At 39.1% G+C, this 14,575-nt stretch carries 15 protein-coding genes and 1 tRNA gene; 9 read left to right on the top strand and 7 right to left on the bottom strand.

Annotated elements, in window-relative coordinates; all coding sequences use genetic code 11:
- The first annotated feature begins 443 nt into the window (after positions 1 to 443).
- From V6C71_23200 to V6C71_23180, 5 genes are all read left to right on the top strand, one after another.
- On the top strand, positions 444 to 788 hold the full coding sequence (locus V6C71_23200; GenBank protein ID HEY9771362.1) for a hypothetical protein: 345 nt from the start codon (positions 444 to 446) through the stop codon (positions 786 to 788).
- 84 nt (positions 789 to 872) lie between these two features.
- The gene (locus V6C71_23195) at positions 873 to 1,676 is read left to right on the top strand and encodes a hypothetical protein (GenBank protein ID HEY9771361.1); all 804 of its coding nucleotides are present in this window, start codon (positions 873 to 875) and stop codon (positions 1,674 to 1,676) included.
- A 77-nt stretch (positions 1,677 to 1,753) separates the two neighbouring features.
- Positions 1,754 to 2,428 carry a hypothetical protein gene (locus tag V6C71_23190; GenBank protein ID HEY9771360.1) on the top strand — a complete coding sequence of 225 codons (675 nt, stop codon included), beginning with the start codon at positions 1,754 to 1,756 and terminating at the stop codon, positions 2,426 to 2,428.
- A gap of 14 nt (positions 2,429 to 2,442) precedes the next feature.
- Positions 2,443 to 3,234 carry a hypothetical protein gene (locus V6C71_23185; protein ID HEY9771359.1) on the top strand — a complete coding sequence of 264 codons (792 nt, stop codon included), beginning with the start codon at positions 2,443 to 2,445 and terminating at the stop codon, positions 3,232 to 3,234.
- A gap of 107 nt (positions 3,235 to 3,341) precedes the next feature.
- Positions 3,342 to 3,644 carry a YkvA family protein gene (locus V6C71_23180; GenBank protein ID HEY9771358.1) on the top strand — a complete coding sequence of 101 codons (303 nt, stop codon included), beginning with the start codon at positions 3,342 to 3,344 and terminating at the stop codon, positions 3,642 to 3,644.
- A 144-nt stretch (positions 3,645 to 3,788) separates the two neighbouring features.
- Here the strand turns inward: V6C71_23180 and V6C71_23175 are convergent, their stop codons facing one another.
- Complete coding sequence (locus tag V6C71_23175) at positions 3,789 to 5,117, bottom strand: DnaJ domain-containing protein (protein HEY9771357.1); 1,329 nt, start codon at positions 5,115 to 5,117, stop codon at positions 3,789 to 3,791.
- Between the two features lie 596 nt (positions 5,118 to 5,713).
- Here V6C71_23175 and V6C71_23170 point away from each other — a divergent pair.
- Both V6C71_23170 and V6C71_23165 read left to right on the top strand, forming a co-directional pair.
- A complete protein-coding gene (locus tag V6C71_23170; protein ID HEY9771356.1) occupies positions 5,714 to 7,039 on the top strand; it encodes an MFS transporter in 1,326 nt (441 codons plus the stop codon).
- Entirely contained in the window at positions 7,036 to 7,278 is a 243-nt protein-coding gene (locus V6C71_23165) for a hypothetical protein (protein ID HEY9771355.1), read from the top strand. The genes V6C71_23170 and V6C71_23165 overlap by 4 nt, the downstream gene beginning before the upstream one ends.
- A gap of 132 nt (positions 7,279 to 7,410) precedes the next feature.
- On the opposite strand, the gene V6C71_23160 is transcribed toward V6C71_23165, so the two are convergent.
- Positions 7,411 to 8,223: a class I SAM-dependent methyltransferase gene (locus V6C71_23160; protein HEY9771354.1), complete on the bottom strand. Its 813-nt coding sequence runs from the start codon at positions 8,221 to 8,223 to the stop codon at positions 7,411 to 7,413.
- 647 nt (positions 8,224 to 8,870) lie between these two features.
- Between V6C71_23160 and V6C71_23155 the strand changes: the two genes are divergently transcribed.
- Both V6C71_23155 and V6C71_23150 read left to right on the top strand, forming a co-directional pair.
- Positions 8,871 to 9,278 carry a response regulator transcription factor gene (locus V6C71_23155; protein ID HEY9771353.1) on the top strand — a complete coding sequence of 136 codons (408 nt, stop codon included), beginning with the start codon at positions 8,871 to 8,873 and terminating at the stop codon, positions 9,276 to 9,278.
- 223 nt (positions 9,279 to 9,501) lie between these two features.
- Entirely contained in the window at positions 9,502 to 9,711 is a 210-nt protein-coding gene (locus V6C71_23150) for a hypothetical protein (protein HEY9771352.1), read from the top strand.
- A 557-nt stretch (positions 9,712 to 10,268) separates the two neighbouring features.
- Here the strand turns inward: V6C71_23150 and V6C71_23145 are convergent.
- The 5 genes from V6C71_23145 to V6C71_23125 all read right to left on the bottom strand — a co-directional run bounded on the left by V6C71_23145 (position 10,269) and on the right by V6C71_23125 (position 14,507).
- A complete protein-coding gene (locus V6C71_23145) occupies positions 10,269 to 11,441 on the bottom strand; it encodes an MlaD family protein (protein HEY9771351.1) in 1,173 nt (390 codons plus the stop codon).
- Positions 11,442 to 11,476: 35 nt separating this feature from the next.
- The gene (locus V6C71_23140) at positions 11,477 to 12,298 is read right to left on the bottom strand and encodes an ABC transporter ATP-binding protein (GenBank protein HEY9771350.1); all 822 of its coding nucleotides are present in this window, start codon (positions 12,296 to 12,298) and stop codon (positions 11,477 to 11,479) included.
- 72 nt (positions 12,299 to 12,370) lie between these two features.
- Positions 12,371 to 13,444, bottom strand: coding sequence for a magnesium chelatase ATPase subunit I (bchI, locus tag V6C71_23135; protein HEY9771349.1), 1,074 nt, complete (start codon positions 13,442 to 13,444; stop codon positions 12,371 to 12,373).
- 125 nt (positions 13,445 to 13,569) lie between these two features.
- Complete coding sequence (locus V6C71_23130; protein HEY9771348.1) at positions 13,570 to 14,328, bottom strand: DUF429 domain-containing protein; 759 nt, start codon at positions 14,326 to 14,328, stop codon at positions 13,570 to 13,572.
- Between the two features lie 97 nt (positions 14,329 to 14,425).
- Positions 14,426 to 14,507: transfer RNA gene (locus V6C71_23125), tRNA-Tyr, on the bottom strand.
- Positions 14,508 to 14,575: the final 68 nt, after the last annotated feature.

Below are 14,575 nucleotides of genomic sequence, written 5' to 3'. Positions count from 1 at the left end.
ACCGCTTCGCGACGCGGAGCTAGTCCTTTAGGGCATATGCTTTAGCATACACCTTCGGATATAACTTCGTGTCGCACCCATCGCATTGGGGTGCTTGCACCGTATAGTTTGGTGTAAAACGACGGAGCCTTCTTACGAAGTTTGCGACGCGCAGCTAGTCTATTACGGATAAGCGGAGCAAATCATGCACGGGCTCAACGGAGGGCCTCGGTGCGGGACGCGCCCCAGGCGCTAATCATGCACGGGCTTGACCGTGAACCTCCGCAACGTTTACCCTTACCCATGAGGGCAACTTCGCGCTGCTCTGACCGTTGGTGAAGCACGCCTGCGTGAATATGCTGTTTGCTTTTGCCAAGCAAGTCCTTCAGACTTAACAGCGTTTTTGCCCACTAAAAAAATATCTAGGTTATAAATGTTGCCATGCTGAACTCTGACAATTATTTATGACTTTAAACAGAGAAATAAAAGCCAAAATTCAAGCCAGTGAAATTTTAGAAGCTTTAAATATAGCCTTAAGTGAAGCCGTGGAGTTAGAAGTCTCTACCTACATAGATTTTGATTTAGAACAAATGGAATCGGGAGTGAACAGCCGTTTTCATACCCGTATTAACCTCTTTGAAGGGACGGTAGATCATGAAATCGATCTTAAATTGATTGACAATCTTGCCTATAGCGAACTACAACAATGGCATATCGAGCAGGTACAACAAAGAAAAAAATCCTTAATCAAGAATATCGCCAGCCTAGAACAGATGCGCCATATTCTGATTAACCAGCAGCGTAACTAAAAATTGCGCAGGTGTAGCTAGTTGCTCGATTGATTAGTTGAGCCGATCGAAATCTAAATATTCCACTTCTTAAAATTAAAACCGATGACATCAAGCAAAGATTTTCAACAGGCAATCAGAGCAGGCAATATTAATGAGGCGTTTCTTGTCGCCATGAGCAACGCACCAAAATTAAATATTACCACCAAAATAATTACCGCAGAGGGAGAGAAAATAAATGCCGAGCATTCCCAGGTTGATAATTATTTACGTACTCATATCAATCTGATTGAGGGAAAAGTTGAAAATGAAATCGGTGAAAAGCTAACGGGCGATCGCTATTCAGAAATTAAGCAATTTCATCTTCAGCAAGTGACTCAGGGACATCAGACAATTCAACACAATTTAATTAGTCTGCAAAAAATGTTTCAGCTCATGTCATCTTTTCAACAGCAGCAAAGCTCAAATCATTCAAGCTGGGTTGATATTGCTGCTGACGTTACGAGAGAATCTTTACCTGCCGAACCTGATAGCGATCGACTCTATGGCAGTAAAATTCCCAATGCTCTAGCAGCAGGAAAAACTCCTAACAATTTTGAAACACCTACACCAGAAGTTAAACCACTTGAGATAGACAATCTTGAACCTCAGCTTCCATCTTGTGAACTTGAAGAAGACGAGAGTGTTATTAACGATCTCTTGTCTCTAGCGAATCTTGATGATGATAGTGAGATAGAAGAATCAGAAAATCAGGCAGACTGGAGTGAGTGGCTAGAAGATGAGCCTGAAGTCAAAACTGAAGTTTTGGATCTCAAATCACTTAATCTCCGAGAAGCCACAGAAAATTGGCACAATTGGGAAGCTGAAAATCAGGCTGCTGAACCTCAATCTTCTGAAGATCGACCATAGGATTGCTAGATGATCTTGGCAATATTCTATCTTGCTAAGGCTCGGCTTTTCCTATTCTGCTACCCAGTATTTAGTTCATGAATCATAATCTGCTGGAAAATATTACCGCCGTGGAAATTAGTACCGTCATCGTTGAAGAAATTGTTGACGAGATATTTATTCCTTGGGAAGTTTATCAAGCCATATATTATCTTTCTCGTTGTGATCTAGAACAATCGGCAATCAATCGATCTTTAAGAAATAGTTATTTGCAGTTGCGTCGTCAATTAGAATTAGCCTACTGTTTGTTACTGCTTGATGCTGATTCGCAACTATACAATCGCACTCAGGCACTAAAAATTAAACAGGATTTGTTGGTTTTAAGCCAGAAAAATGCTGATTGGGAAAATATACCCACGAGGCTGCCAGCACCAATTCCTAGCAGTCGTCATCAAACTATGTCCTCAGTCAATAAGCTGTTCAAAGATCGTCAGTTTATCAATGTTCTGCAACAGCTAAACAAACGCAAAGTCGCTCTCGATCGGCGCGATCGCATTTTACGCAGCTCATCTTGTCAGGGCAATATTACTGACGCTACCTACGCTCAAACTTCTTTACAGCTCAATGGCAAAATTGTTAATCGCTATTCTCAGGCAATTTTAGGACGTGGCGATCGCGATCTTTTACTAAAGCTTCATGAACAGTCAACCACTGTAGGAGAACAACAGTGGCGAGGTTTAGTTCAATTTGTGCTGTCTTTGATTGCCAAATAGATTTTAGAACCAGAATGAAATTACGATTCAAGGGTAAGGTAACGCCTTGCCCGTACAAAAATCCAACGAATGCAGCAATTAATAGTGTTTTAAACTCTTGTATTCAGATTGAGGAAACTAGAATCAGCCGTAATGCTAATGTTCCACAACGGATTTATTTCCGCCTAGATTCCCACCTCCTGGCACAAATCGAACAAATTAAGCAAAATAATCACAGATTAACCCTTTCTCCCGCTAATCTAGCTAATTTACGCTATTATCTATTGCTCAATTCTCTGGAGCAAACCGACTTAATGCACCAATGGGGTTGTAATAGTTGGTTAACTTTCGGGCGATCGCCTTTGATTTTTTCCACCAATTATTTATTTGGCGATCGCCAACAACCACTGACTCTCTTTCGTAGCATAATTGACTTTGACGGAAAAATATCCCAACAGATTCAACAAGAACTGTCGCAAAATCCTCAACTGTTGGACAGGATTGCTCAGGCTCATTACTGGCTAATTTTGTCAATATTCGCTCAATTACCATTCAAGACTACAAATCAAGGCTCGTGGTTAAGTTTCTGCTGCTATTGCCTTGCAACCATCCTGATTTGTCTAACAGTTCGCTATTTTTGGGCGACTAACTATTTACTGTGGTTGATGATCGGCTTCAGCGTATTTTGGTTATTAAACATAAGCTGGAGAAAAATAGTAATTAAGCAGTTAAAAACATTAATAATCTATCATTTGCTCGATGGTTTTCTGGCTACTAGCGTCCGAAAAAGACAGATAGGCTTCAAAATGCTCTGTTTTGTCATTTAATCAAGCTATAGATAGTGCTTACCGAAATATTTAGATTGGGTTGTCCACACTAATATTCAAGCTAAAGTCTGCCAAAATTAAATTAATCATTAATTTGGAAACTAAAGATGAATTTCTCCCTTTCTTCCCTATATGACTGGTATCGCAACGCAATTCGTCATCCTCAATATCGCTGGTGGGTAATACTAGGGACGATAATCTATCTGATTAGTCCTATTGATATTGCACCTGATTTTATTCCGATTATTGGTCAAATTGATGACGTAATGTTAGCAGGCTTGCTGTTTACAGAATTGTCGCAAATGATGATTGCTAAGCTACAGGCTCGCCAAGAAAGTAAAAACGTCGCTATAGAAAACCCTAGCAGCGAAACTGTTGATGTAGACGCTGAAACAATAGCTACTAATTAAATATCGTGCCGCTCTAAATTTACTTCTATTTAATTTAATTTGATGTCATTGAGTATTACCTAACACCTATAGCGCGATTACAAACGAGCGATCGCGCTAATTTTAGACTTAGATATAGAGGCACATAAGCTGACTACTAATGGTTTAGGCAATAAAGTAAGATATGGAAAAATAAGAGATATAGCTACTAAAGATTAGCAGCAAAGCTACGATTAAAGCAGCTTTAGCTTCAGTTATATTTAGTATTTGAGTATAGCTAGCTTGTAAAGTCATTGTGCTGTAACAACAGCCATAAAGTATCAGGGGAATCATTAATGAAAAAGCTAATATAGGAATAAATCCCATTAGCACTGCCGTAAATGCCCAAGGAGCGATCGCTACCCCTGCTATAAAAATGTCACTGGCTAAATTGCCGCGATAGTGCCAGAAATAACGTACCACAGTTCCGATAAATACTAAACTTATAAACGGAATCATGCCGATTAAAAATAACTGCCATATAGGTAAAGATAACGGCAGCCCAGTCATGACATAGGCAGATACAAAACAGAGGCTAGAAAGTACACCATAAGTCAATCCAACCTGTTTTGATTGTTTGTCTTCTAAACGAGAAAATGCTGGTAATAACCCTCCTCCAGGATTGAAGAAAGAAAGACCTAATGTCGTCAAGAAATTATAGGCTATATTGCCCTTGTGTCCAATAGATCTATTTTTAGTTAACTCACTAACTGTTTTTTTAGTTCGGCGATAAGCATCAAAGTTTTTTTGCAAGCGAAAAAGTTCCGCTGCTCTAGTTAAATCATTTACAGCCGAAGCAATGCTCTCTAGTTCTTTGTAAGCAAGTCCGCGATAATAATGTGCTTGAGGATAATTGTTGTCTTGAGCGATCGCTAAATTATAAGAGTCAATTGCGGGCTGAGTGTAACCAAGACTATAGCGCGCTCTACCCTGATAATAATGAGCTTTTGCCACTGTAGGGTCGATAATGAATACTTCATAGCAATCATTTAATACTCCCTGATTGTCCCCCATTTTGTAGCGCATTTCACATCTTTTTAAATAAGCATCGACAAATTTGGGATTTAGCTTAATTGCCTGGCTATAATCATCAATTGCCTGGCGATATTTTTTGGCTTGAGCGCTAAGTATACCCCGATTATAAAAATCCTGTGCTGTTTTAGGAGTAGCCGTAGCTCTTGAAGAATTGTATTGGGTAGAGCTTGCTCTCGATCTAGGTTGTTGTAAAGGAATATGACGGTCATAACGACGACGTTTACTAGTGTCAGACAAGACCTCATAAGCTTGAGAAATTTGTTTAAATCTTTCTGCTGAAACAGGATCGTTAGGATTTAAGTCAGGATGATATTGACGCGCTAAACGGCGAAAAGCTAACTTAATTTCTTTTCCACTCGCGTTTTGAGGTACACCCAAAATTGAATAATAATTTTCCGCGTAATTCTCCGCCCTTGTCATTGATTTTTACTATTTTCTCTTGTCGCCCATGATTATAGTTTATGGCACAGCATCAAAGGTGTCCTCAGACAACTATCACATTCGCATTTCATTTGCATTTAGATAGATAATTTTGACTTGTTTCAATATAGACAATCAAACAATCGAACATTAAACAAACTAATTTTCTTTTTTTCATCTTAAATGAAGAGGTTAATTATAGAAAACCGTAGTTAAAAATTTTAGCTTAAGAAACCGAAATAGATTTTTAAAAATATTCGGGGGCAATTCACAGTCTTTGCTCTAATGATAATCAGTTTAAAAATATCTAGTAAAGTTAGAATAAAAAATTTGTAAAATATTGCATACTACTCATATAATTTCTAAAATATTAAGTGTAAATACCGATAAAACCGAAAAACAAGTGTATACTATCAATCGTCTAAATTAAAGCTATTTGCTCGGATTGTGTCACATGAAGATCGCTCGAGTATACTATTGAGACTTTGTATAGATGTGGTAATTAAACGCTTATGCTTACTGTGGCTACGGCTGGTACAGCTCAATAAAAAGTATTTATTATTAGCTAATTTCTATAACTATATATTTAATGCTATATGCAAACTTTTTTTATCGTCTGGATTGGACAAGTTGTTTCTTTACTAGGGACTAAATTAACCGAATTTGCTCTGGGGTTTTGGATTTTAGAGCAAACTTATCAAGATACAGGAACGATTACTCAATTTGCCCTGACTATCTTGTTTATGTATCTCCCTAAAGTAATTATTTCTCCTGTTGCTGGAGTATTGATAGATCGTTGGAATCGCCGCTCAGCGATGATTATGAGCGATTTAGGAACTGGGATAGTCACCTTAGTGATTTTTTCTTCAGTGTTGTCTAATAACTTGGCAGTATGGCAGATATATTTAGCTTTAATAGCTTCATCAAGCCTGAATGCTTTTCAACAGCCAGCCTATACCGCAGCCGTCGCCCAACTAGTACCGCCCCAGAATTTGAGTCGAGCAAATGGCATGGTACAGGCTTCCTTTGCGATCGCTAAAATTGCTGCTCCCGCGATCGCTGGGTTGCTTTTGAAATATTTGGGCTTAGAAACAATCTTGCTTATTGATATTTCTACTTTTATTATCGGTATCGTTACCCTGATAAGCGTTAAGTTTCCCGACTTTAAACGATACACCAGAGCCAAAAGAAAGGTTGTCAATCAAGTAGTTGCAGATGCAATTGCTGGCTGGAATTATATTGTGCTTCGACCAGGCTTGATACGTTTGGTCTGTTTTATTGCCATTAGTTACTTCACGATGGGAATGCTGGAGGTTGTGTTATGGCCTTTGCTATATCAACCAGGCTCGACTGACCAATTAGGCTTTGTGCTGTCCGTAGGCGGTTGTGGAATGCTTCTCGGCAGTGTCTTAATGAGCCTGTGGTCTGGCCCTAGTAATCGCGTTAAGGCAATTATTAGCTGTGTTGGTTTTCAAGGATTAATTGTTTTGATAGGCGGTCTAAAAATTTCCCCAATTATTTTAACAATTGGCATTTTCGGCTATCTGTTCTCTCAACCGATTATTGTTAGCTGTAATCAGGCAATTTGGCAGAGTAAAGTTCCCAGTCGCCTTCAGGGAAGAGTATTTGCCCTTCAACAAACCCTAGAGCGATCGCTGGCTATCTGTGCTTACTTACTGGCAGGACCTTTGGTAGATAACGTTTTAAACCCACTGATGACTGAAGGTGGAGTAATGGCTCAAATGATTGGCAAAATTATTAATACAGGTATGGGTCAAGGCGTTACTTTGTTGTTGATCTTATTAGGAATAATTAACTTGATGGTAGTGGCGATCGCCTATCGTGAACCACGTCTGCGTTATCTGGAAAGGGAATTACCCGACCGCAATAAGTTTAAGAAGATTGAAACTACTACGGCTTGAAATACTTTCAAGAAAACAGCCGATTAACTGAAGAAAACGGTCGGCTGATCCGAGAATTTGCTAGAGACACTAAAGAAGATATGGCGATTTTAGTAGAAGAGATTGCTAAATTAACCGTAGACCAAACAGATAAGTTTAATCAATTCTATGGCTATCACATGGCAGCAGATTCCGAGCGCTTGAGTATCATGGAAAGACTCAACAAAGTAGAGCAAGAAGTAGAAAGGAAAACTAGATGATGATAACCAATTTAGTTTACATAGGCGATCGCACTACCCCACAACTTCATTTACATATTCCTTTATATTCGACTATTCGACCATAATCTAATTCGAGAGCGATCGCACTCTTCAGCTATTATTCTAAGTTTGTCATCTCGGAGAAAATCGCAGATGCCCTATTTTTACCTGTCTTCTTATGATTGGGATATAGCTTAACCATCCAAGCCATCCCAATCTATTTTTGTGTCTGTCCAAACAATACCATTGATTAACTAACTGAATTTTTTTGCCCCACTTTTCAATCTCGCGTAAATTTTTGATGCCCCATTTATACGACGCGTCAATTTCTAATTCACCAGAATTTAACCTGCTATTTTGAGCTAAAAGCACTCCTAATGAATCAAAAATCAGTTCTGAATCAGCAAAATTGTCTCTAATATTTTGAATTAAATATTTTACTTCTGTTTCTGAAAAGAACATCAGCAGCCCTTCGGCAATAAATAGCAGTTTTCCTGATGTTGTTTCTTTGACCTGCTTCATCCACTCTAAGTCCAGCACAGAATAAGCATAATATTTATATCTTTCGGTTTCATCAATCAAGCTAGTCCAAATAGGCTTGACTTTGGGCAAATCGATGCCAACCCAACGAATTGAACTATTGTCTACGCGAAAAAATCTGGTACACAAGCCTGTTCCTAGATTAACAATTGTAACCTGATGATATTGTTGGATAAAGTTTCTCGCCAGTTCATCGATAATTTCAGTTCTAATCGCAATCAAAGCTTGATTTATTGGGGAATCATGTTGAGAAAAGTCATAATTGATTCGTTCGACTATTTCAACAGATTTATAATCTTTAATAATTCCATCTTGTCTTTTAGTTTCCAGACTTCTGAAATAAGCAGTAACCAAAAGGGTTTGAGAAATTTCCTGTAGGTCAGCAACATTTATCGAATTTTTCATATTAAATTTTAATTTTGCGATCGGCTTAAGTCTGCTGACTTACCGACGGTTAACTAAGTTGCAGCTATGGGTATGTTTTAGCAAAAAATTAATTACAATTATTTGTTTTTCAAGTTACGTTAAAAATACTGAACGTATCGTAATTGTGTCAACTACCCTGACCTCCAGATTAGCAACAATTTAAATTTTTGGATTACAAAGAGAAGAATAATGATTCTCTATGCTTTTATTTTTAGATTAAACAAATAAAATAGCTCTTTGAAGATCTTTAACTATGATGTGATTAATAGTTAAAGATCATTCAATATGAATGATTTGGATTCAAATCTTAAGACCTGTTCTGATTAATAATGGTGATAAATTTATAGCTAACAATTAATTGAGACTAGACGGCAGGCTTCGTTAATATTAGCTTGATAAGTATAAGTATTCCTGATAAAAAATGATGTTGAGCTAAGTTTGTTGACCAAAATTATTTTGTGGATTTATAATGTAGCACGTTGTATAAAGACGGTTAGGTTGCAAATCTTGAGCAGCTTGTCTATAAGTTATAAATTTGCTGCTTGATACGAACCACAAAAATTATAGTTTTGGGTCATTTTTATACTTCTAAAAACCTTCTAAAAACCTTAAATTTTGGTATTGCAATGATCAATGTTCTCATAGCTGATGATCAAAATTTTGTTCGCAAAACTTTAGAGTCATATTTAACGCCAGAGTTAGACCTCAACATAATTGGTTTTGCTGAAAATGGTAAAGTAGCGATCGAGCGAGTGGCAAGTCTGAACCCAGAAGTAGTTTTGATGGATATTGAAATGCCTATAATGGATGGTTTAACTGCGACCAAAACTATTGCACAAAGGTTTAAAGAAACTAAAGTATTAATGCTAAGCATACACGACCGAGAGCAAGATATTGCTCGTGCTTTAAAGTTAGGAGCAAAAGGTTATTGGCTAAAAAATACTTCAGCCAAAGAATTGGCTGATGCAATTCGTTATGTTCACAAAGGTTATTTCCAGTTAGCTTTAGATACTAGTAGAAAAGCATTTGGGTAAAACCACAATACCAAACTCAGTCTCACAACAAGATCTTGAACTGAGCCATAAATTAAATATGGTAGATACGGTTTTAGCTCAAATAGAACAAAAAATTGACCAACGGTCAGAGCAGGCTCCGTCGTTTTATATGCCCTAAAGGACTAGCTTCGCGTCGCGGAGCGGTATCCTTTAGGACGGCGGAGTAATCTCTGACTCTCTTGAAGAATTAACGCCAAATAGTTTGAATGAGACTGTAGAAAGCATTGTTAAACGAGAAATGGCTCTTAAAAGAGAGCGGGATGCTAATCTACAATTTAAACTCGATCGCTTTAAACATAAGTTCGATCGACTAGAGCAGAAAACGAGTTTGGCAATAAAAACTCAATTAATTTGTAATGTAATTTTGGTTGCTGCTGTTTTACTACTTAGTTACTTAGTTTTTATTAAGTAATCAAAGATCGAAGTTGGTTACGCTATCTGTATTACAAACAAAAGAATTAAGCTTTGCATTCTCGGTAAAATCGGGCAAAGCATTGGGCAAACCGCATTTTGTAATTTTTGCTGAAGTGCGATTGGGCGCAGCCCACGGACGCGCCTCCAGGCGAGATGCGAAGCGAATCCTTTAGGGCTAATCCTTTAGGGCTCCGCGATCGCAAATTTTTTGAATAGAATAGATGATAATCACTCTAATTGGTCATACAACAATTTGCTAGCCATACACGAGTCATGCCACGATTACATACACATGGGCAAAAGGCAATCAAGCTTTAATTAAGTCGGGAGCTGGGTGCGGTAAAAATCGCACGCCCAGATCTAACACAGAGGGGCGCAAGATAATACCCGCCATCGACTCTACCATAACCCTAATATTTTACTTATCTATTCAACTCGATCTCAATATGAAATAGCCCTCTCCCTAGCACTCCTGCATTATATTTAACTTTCTTCAAAAAGAAGTCTGCCGATTTATACCACAAGGGTACAATCTCGGCAGGAGTCGTCAAACTTTCATTCTCCAGATTTAGTCGCAGGTGAAACAGATAAAGTTTTTTGCTTAGGTTTAATTACCTGGCTAGTTTGAATTTGCTGTTCTAATTGTTCGGTAGTAGAAACCAAATTACTCAAGCCGTTAACTAAGTTACGAACATTTTCGATAAAGGCAGGATCTCCGGTAAACGATTCAAGATCGGCGGTAATTTTCTGAGCATTATCAAAGGTTACCCTCGCTGAATCCAAGGTTTGTTGTAACCTGACTAAACCTTGCTCGCTACCAAAGCCTTCGGTGATGTTTTTCAAGTTTTCCGAAGCCATGGCTGCATTGGTAGTTAACTCATTCAAGTTGGTAGCTAATTGCTCGGTATTGGCAGTATCAACGGTTCGATCTATTTTGGCTACTAAGTTTTGCAGGCGATCGCTTGTAGTGCTAATACTGTTTAAAGTAGTGGTTAAATTATTCTCATTTTGAGCAATTAATTGTTCAACGTTGTTGGTTAAGCGATTAATTTGTTTGGCAGTTGTTTGAAATGTTTGGGCCGTAGTAACTAGTTCACCAGAGGTAGTATTAACTTCTTGCTGGAGATTCTTGACTAATGCCGAGGTATCTTGAGTAAGTTTGGCAATTTCTTCGGCAGCAACGGCAGTATTTGCTACGGCAGAATCTACCTTAGCGACAAATTGTGGTTCGCCATAGGCTCTACTAAAGCGATAGGTATAAGGCAGAAGATCGTCTAGAGTAATCGCTTTTTCACCCTGAAGACGAGCGTTAGCACAGATAATTTGGCTGGAGTCGCAATTTGAGCCAACTGGATCCAGGTTCGCAGCTGAGGCAGGTAAATTTGATTCGGGAACAATATCGACAAAGGTATCACCAATTAACCCTGAACTTCTAGCTTGGATGCTGGCGTCTTGAGGGATTAGTAAATCGGTAGAATCTATTTCAATGACAACATCTACCCCATTAGTACTAGGCTGAATCTGCTCGACTCTGCCTACCTGCAATCCTCGATAGCGCACCCCATCTCCTGCCTGAATGCCGTTGACATCAGGAAAGTCAGCAATAATTTTATAGCTCTTAGCACCAAATGCAAAGCCTCTAATCCATAGTGCGACTCCGCCAAATACTAAAACGCCAAATATAATCAGTAAACCGACTGAACCTTCTCTTAGGGTACGCGATCGCATAATTCTCCTCTTAAATACTTTTATAGTTTGGTTAATTAGGCGACGCGGATTGGACCTTCAACGCTACCACTAAAAAACTGCCTTACCAGGGGGTTATCGGTAGTATCAATTTCTTCGACTGTGCCAATCCATTGAACCTTGCCAGCATACAAAAAGACAATCCGATCGGCAGTACGACGAATCGTACTGTGTTGGTGACTGACCATAATGTAAGTACCACATCCCCTTACGGTGCATTGTAGATCGCGCACTAAATTCTCAATTACGGTCGAGGCGATCGGGTCCAATCCCGCAGTAGGTTCATCATATAAAACAATTTCTGGTCTACTTTGAGGATTTTCTGGGTTAAATATAATTGAACGAGCAAAGCTGACTCGCTTACGCATTCCGCCAGATAATTCAGCAGGGAAACGATTATTTGTTCCCGACAAACCAACCATTTCTAGCTTTTCATCGACCAGCTTTCTAATTTTACTACGACTAAGATTTGAGTGTTGGTAAAGTAAAAATCCAACATTTTGCTCTACCGTTAGAGAATCAAACAAAGCAGCCTGCTGAAACACCATACTAATCCCAATCGGATCGTTTTGGTCTTCAATTAAGCCTTGACGCTTTTCTCCGTTGATATAAATTGCACCCTGGTCGATTGGCATTAACCCAGCGATCATCCGTAAAATTGTCGACTTTCCAGTTCCCGAAGGTCCAATAATAACTAATGCTTCACCTAGATCTATTTTAAGATTAACCCGATCTAGAATTACATTATCGCCGAAAGCTTTGCTAACTCCTCGAAGCTCAATTAAAGGAACTTCGCGATCGCTTTTGGTTAACTCTTGGTTTTCCGTGGTTACTGCCATAAGCTCAAAGTTTAATTGACTATGTTATTCTAACTAGCAAATTCGCCGCGAAAATCTTTCAGTTTACTGATTTTATGCTTCTAGTTCTAAGCCAAAAATGCGAGCCACGGATTTTTGAACTTTATAGCCCGAATCAATTGATTCTAAAGGGTCTTTACGCAAGCGATGGCGCAAACAAAGCACGATAACTCGGCGGATATCATCAACGGTTACTTCGCTACGTTCTTCCAAAGCAGCGATCGCCTTAGCAGCGCGGTTGGTAACAATATCTCCTCGCAAACCATCCACGTCTAATTCCGAACATATTTCCGAAATTTTGACTCGTAAATCGTAATCAATTGTTACAGCTGGAAGTAACTGTTGCGCTTTAACAATTTTTTCTTGTAAAGCCTGTTGTTCTTTAGCATACTTTTCGCTAAAGGCATTAGGATTGGCGTCAAAATCGGCTCTTTGTTCGACGATCTGTACTCTGAGGTTTGGCTCTTTTACCGTGCGGATCTCGGCGTGCATTCCAAAGCGGTCTAGAAGCTGAGGGCGTAACTCTCCTTCCTCTGGGTTTCCTGAACCAACCATGACAAAGTGCGCGGGATGACGAATCGAAATACCCTCTCTTTCCACGGTGTTCCACCCCCCAGCAGCAGAGTCCAACAGTACATCTACTAGGTGGTCGTCTAAAAGGTTAACCTCATCTACATAAAGAATACCACGGTTAGCCTTAGCTAGTAAGCCTGGTTCAAAAGCTTTTACTCCCTCAGACAGAGCTTTTTCAATATCAATCGTGCCACATACGCGATCTTCTGTCGCACCCAGGGGAAGATCGATCATCTGAACTTTCTTTTTAACAATCTTAATCGGTTCTTGCTGCTCTACCTTTTGCTTGACTTCATCGCTCATTAGATCGGGATCTTCTGGATCGCTGTTAAAAGGATCTCCTTCTACTACGTCAATTTCAGGTAATAAGTCAGCTAAAGCTCTAATGGTGGTAGATTTGCCCGTACCGCGATCGCCCATAATCATCACTCCACCAATTTTAGGATCGATGACGTTGAGCAAAAGAGCTAGTTTCATCTCTTCTTGTCCTACAATCGCCGTGAAGGGGAAAACCTGGCGACGAGTTTTAGCAGGTGCTTGGAGTATTGCAGTCATATTAATCGTTGTATATTGAACAAATAGGTTAGTTAGATAACCGTTAATTTTTTATTAATAAACGTAGTCTTTCATTGTGCCATGTTTCAGAGTTTCTCAGCTATAGCAATCTGAACGTTTTTGAGTTAAGGATTAGGAATTATGATGTAGCCTGTGTCGAGATTACCTAAAACCAAGTTTTTTGATTCACCCCAATACCACCAGTGAGCAGCGACATATGCACAAAGTAAACTGTCTAAGCGATCTTCGATCGCCTTTAATTCTTTGCCTGTTTGTTGAGAAGCAATGACAGGAATCTGCTTTAAAGCAGCCAAACTTAAGGCAGGTTCTAACCGAGGTAAAATATTGGTCATATAAACTCGTAACTTGTTTAATTCTCTACAGCGATCGGCTAAGTTACCTTTTTTATATTTAACAATCCTTTCTAAACCAAACAGGTTAATTGTCGCGGGATGGGGAAACACTTCGATTTGATATCTTCCGAGGTGCTTTTGTTTAATTGTTGGTGCGTGTTGAAACTTTTTAGCACCTAAACTTTTACCAAAACCGACGGTGCGATCGGCAAACTTTAAACCTAGATTCGCGGGATAGCATCCTGCATGATAGCGACCAAAATACTTGTGAGTTAGTTTATCAGCTAACCTCATTCCAGTTTGATTATTAATAATTGTCGGTGCATCTACAGCGATTAAAGCTGGTGCTGTAGGAGTTACCCACCGATCGATCCAAGCTAGAATATCGTCTATTTCCCAGACGGTAGTAATATCTAAAATCTCTAAATTACCATTACGCCAAACTAAAGCGCATAGTCCGCTTGCACCAGAAGACCAGCCAAAATCAACGCCAATAAACTTCATTTCTAGCTTTTTGTCTGTCTCGACCATATACGCTGGAAATGAAGCAGATTATTGTTTTTTACTGTTTGCTCTTTTAGTACACCAAGCTAAATTTAGCATCATTGGCTGTTCTAAAAAAGCTCAGTGGGCCGAGCTGGATTTGAACCAGCGTAGGCATAGCCAGTGGATTTACAGTCCACCCCCATTAACCACTCGGGCATCGACCCATTTGCGTCACGGTTAATAATCATAGCATAGGATTACCACACTTTCTGCAAAAAAATAATTAGCTAGT

Origin of the sequence: Coleofasciculaceae cyanobacterium, assembly GCA_036703275.1 — a bacterium.
In the GTDB taxonomy this organism is placed as follows: domain Bacteria; phylum Cyanobacteriota; class Cyanobacteriia; order Cyanobacteriales; family Xenococcaceae; genus Waterburya.
Note: the sequence above shows the minus strand (reverse complement) of the source record. Positions and strands in the feature narration are given on the sequence as shown.

Coding starts and splice junctions, on each gene's coding strand:
- V6C71_23200 (HEY9771362.1), top strand. CDS start 444: ATGACTTTAAACAGAGAAATAAAAGCCAAAATTCAAGCCAGTGAAATT.
- V6C71_23195 (HEY9771361.1), top strand. CDS start 873: ATGACATCAAGCAAAGATTTTCAACAGGCAATCAGAGCAGGCAATATT.
- V6C71_23190 (HEY9771360.1), top strand. CDS start 1,754: ATGAATCATAATCTGCTGGAAAATATTACCGCCGTGGAAATTAGTACC.
- V6C71_23185 (HEY9771359.1), top strand. CDS start 2,443: ATGAAATTACGATTCAAGGGTAAGGTAACGCCTTGCCCGTACAAAAAT.
- V6C71_23180 (HEY9771358.1), top strand. CDS start 3,342: ATGAATTTCTCCCTTTCTTCCCTATATGACTGGTATCGCAACGCAATT.
- V6C71_23175 (HEY9771357.1), bottom strand. CDS start 5,117: ATGACAAGGGCGGAGAATTACGCGGAAAATTATTATTCAATTTTGGGT.
- V6C71_23170 (HEY9771356.1), top strand. CDS start 5,714: ATGCAAACTTTTTTTATCGTCTGGATTGGACAAGTTGTTTCTTTACTA.
- V6C71_23160 (HEY9771354.1), bottom strand. CDS start 8,223: ATGAAAAATTCGATAAATGTTGCTGACCTACAGGAAATTTCTCAAACC.
- V6C71_23155 (HEY9771353.1), top strand. CDS start 8,871: ATGATCAATGTTCTCATAGCTGATGATCAAAATTTTGTTCGCAAAACT.
- V6C71_23145 (HEY9771351.1), bottom strand. CDS start 11,441: ATGCGATCGCGTACCCTAAGAGAAGGTTCAGTCGGTTTACTGATTATA.
- V6C71_23140 (HEY9771350.1), bottom strand. CDS start 12,298: ATGGCAGTAACCACGGAAAACCAAGAGTTAACCAAAAGCGATCGCGAA.
- bchI (HEY9771349.1), bottom strand. CDS start 13,444: ATGACTGCAATACTCCAAGCACCTGCTAAAACTCGTCGCCAGGTTTTC.
- V6C71_23130 (HEY9771348.1), bottom strand. CDS start 14,328: ATGGTCGAGACAGACAAAAAGCTAGAAATGAAGTTTATTGGCGTTGAT.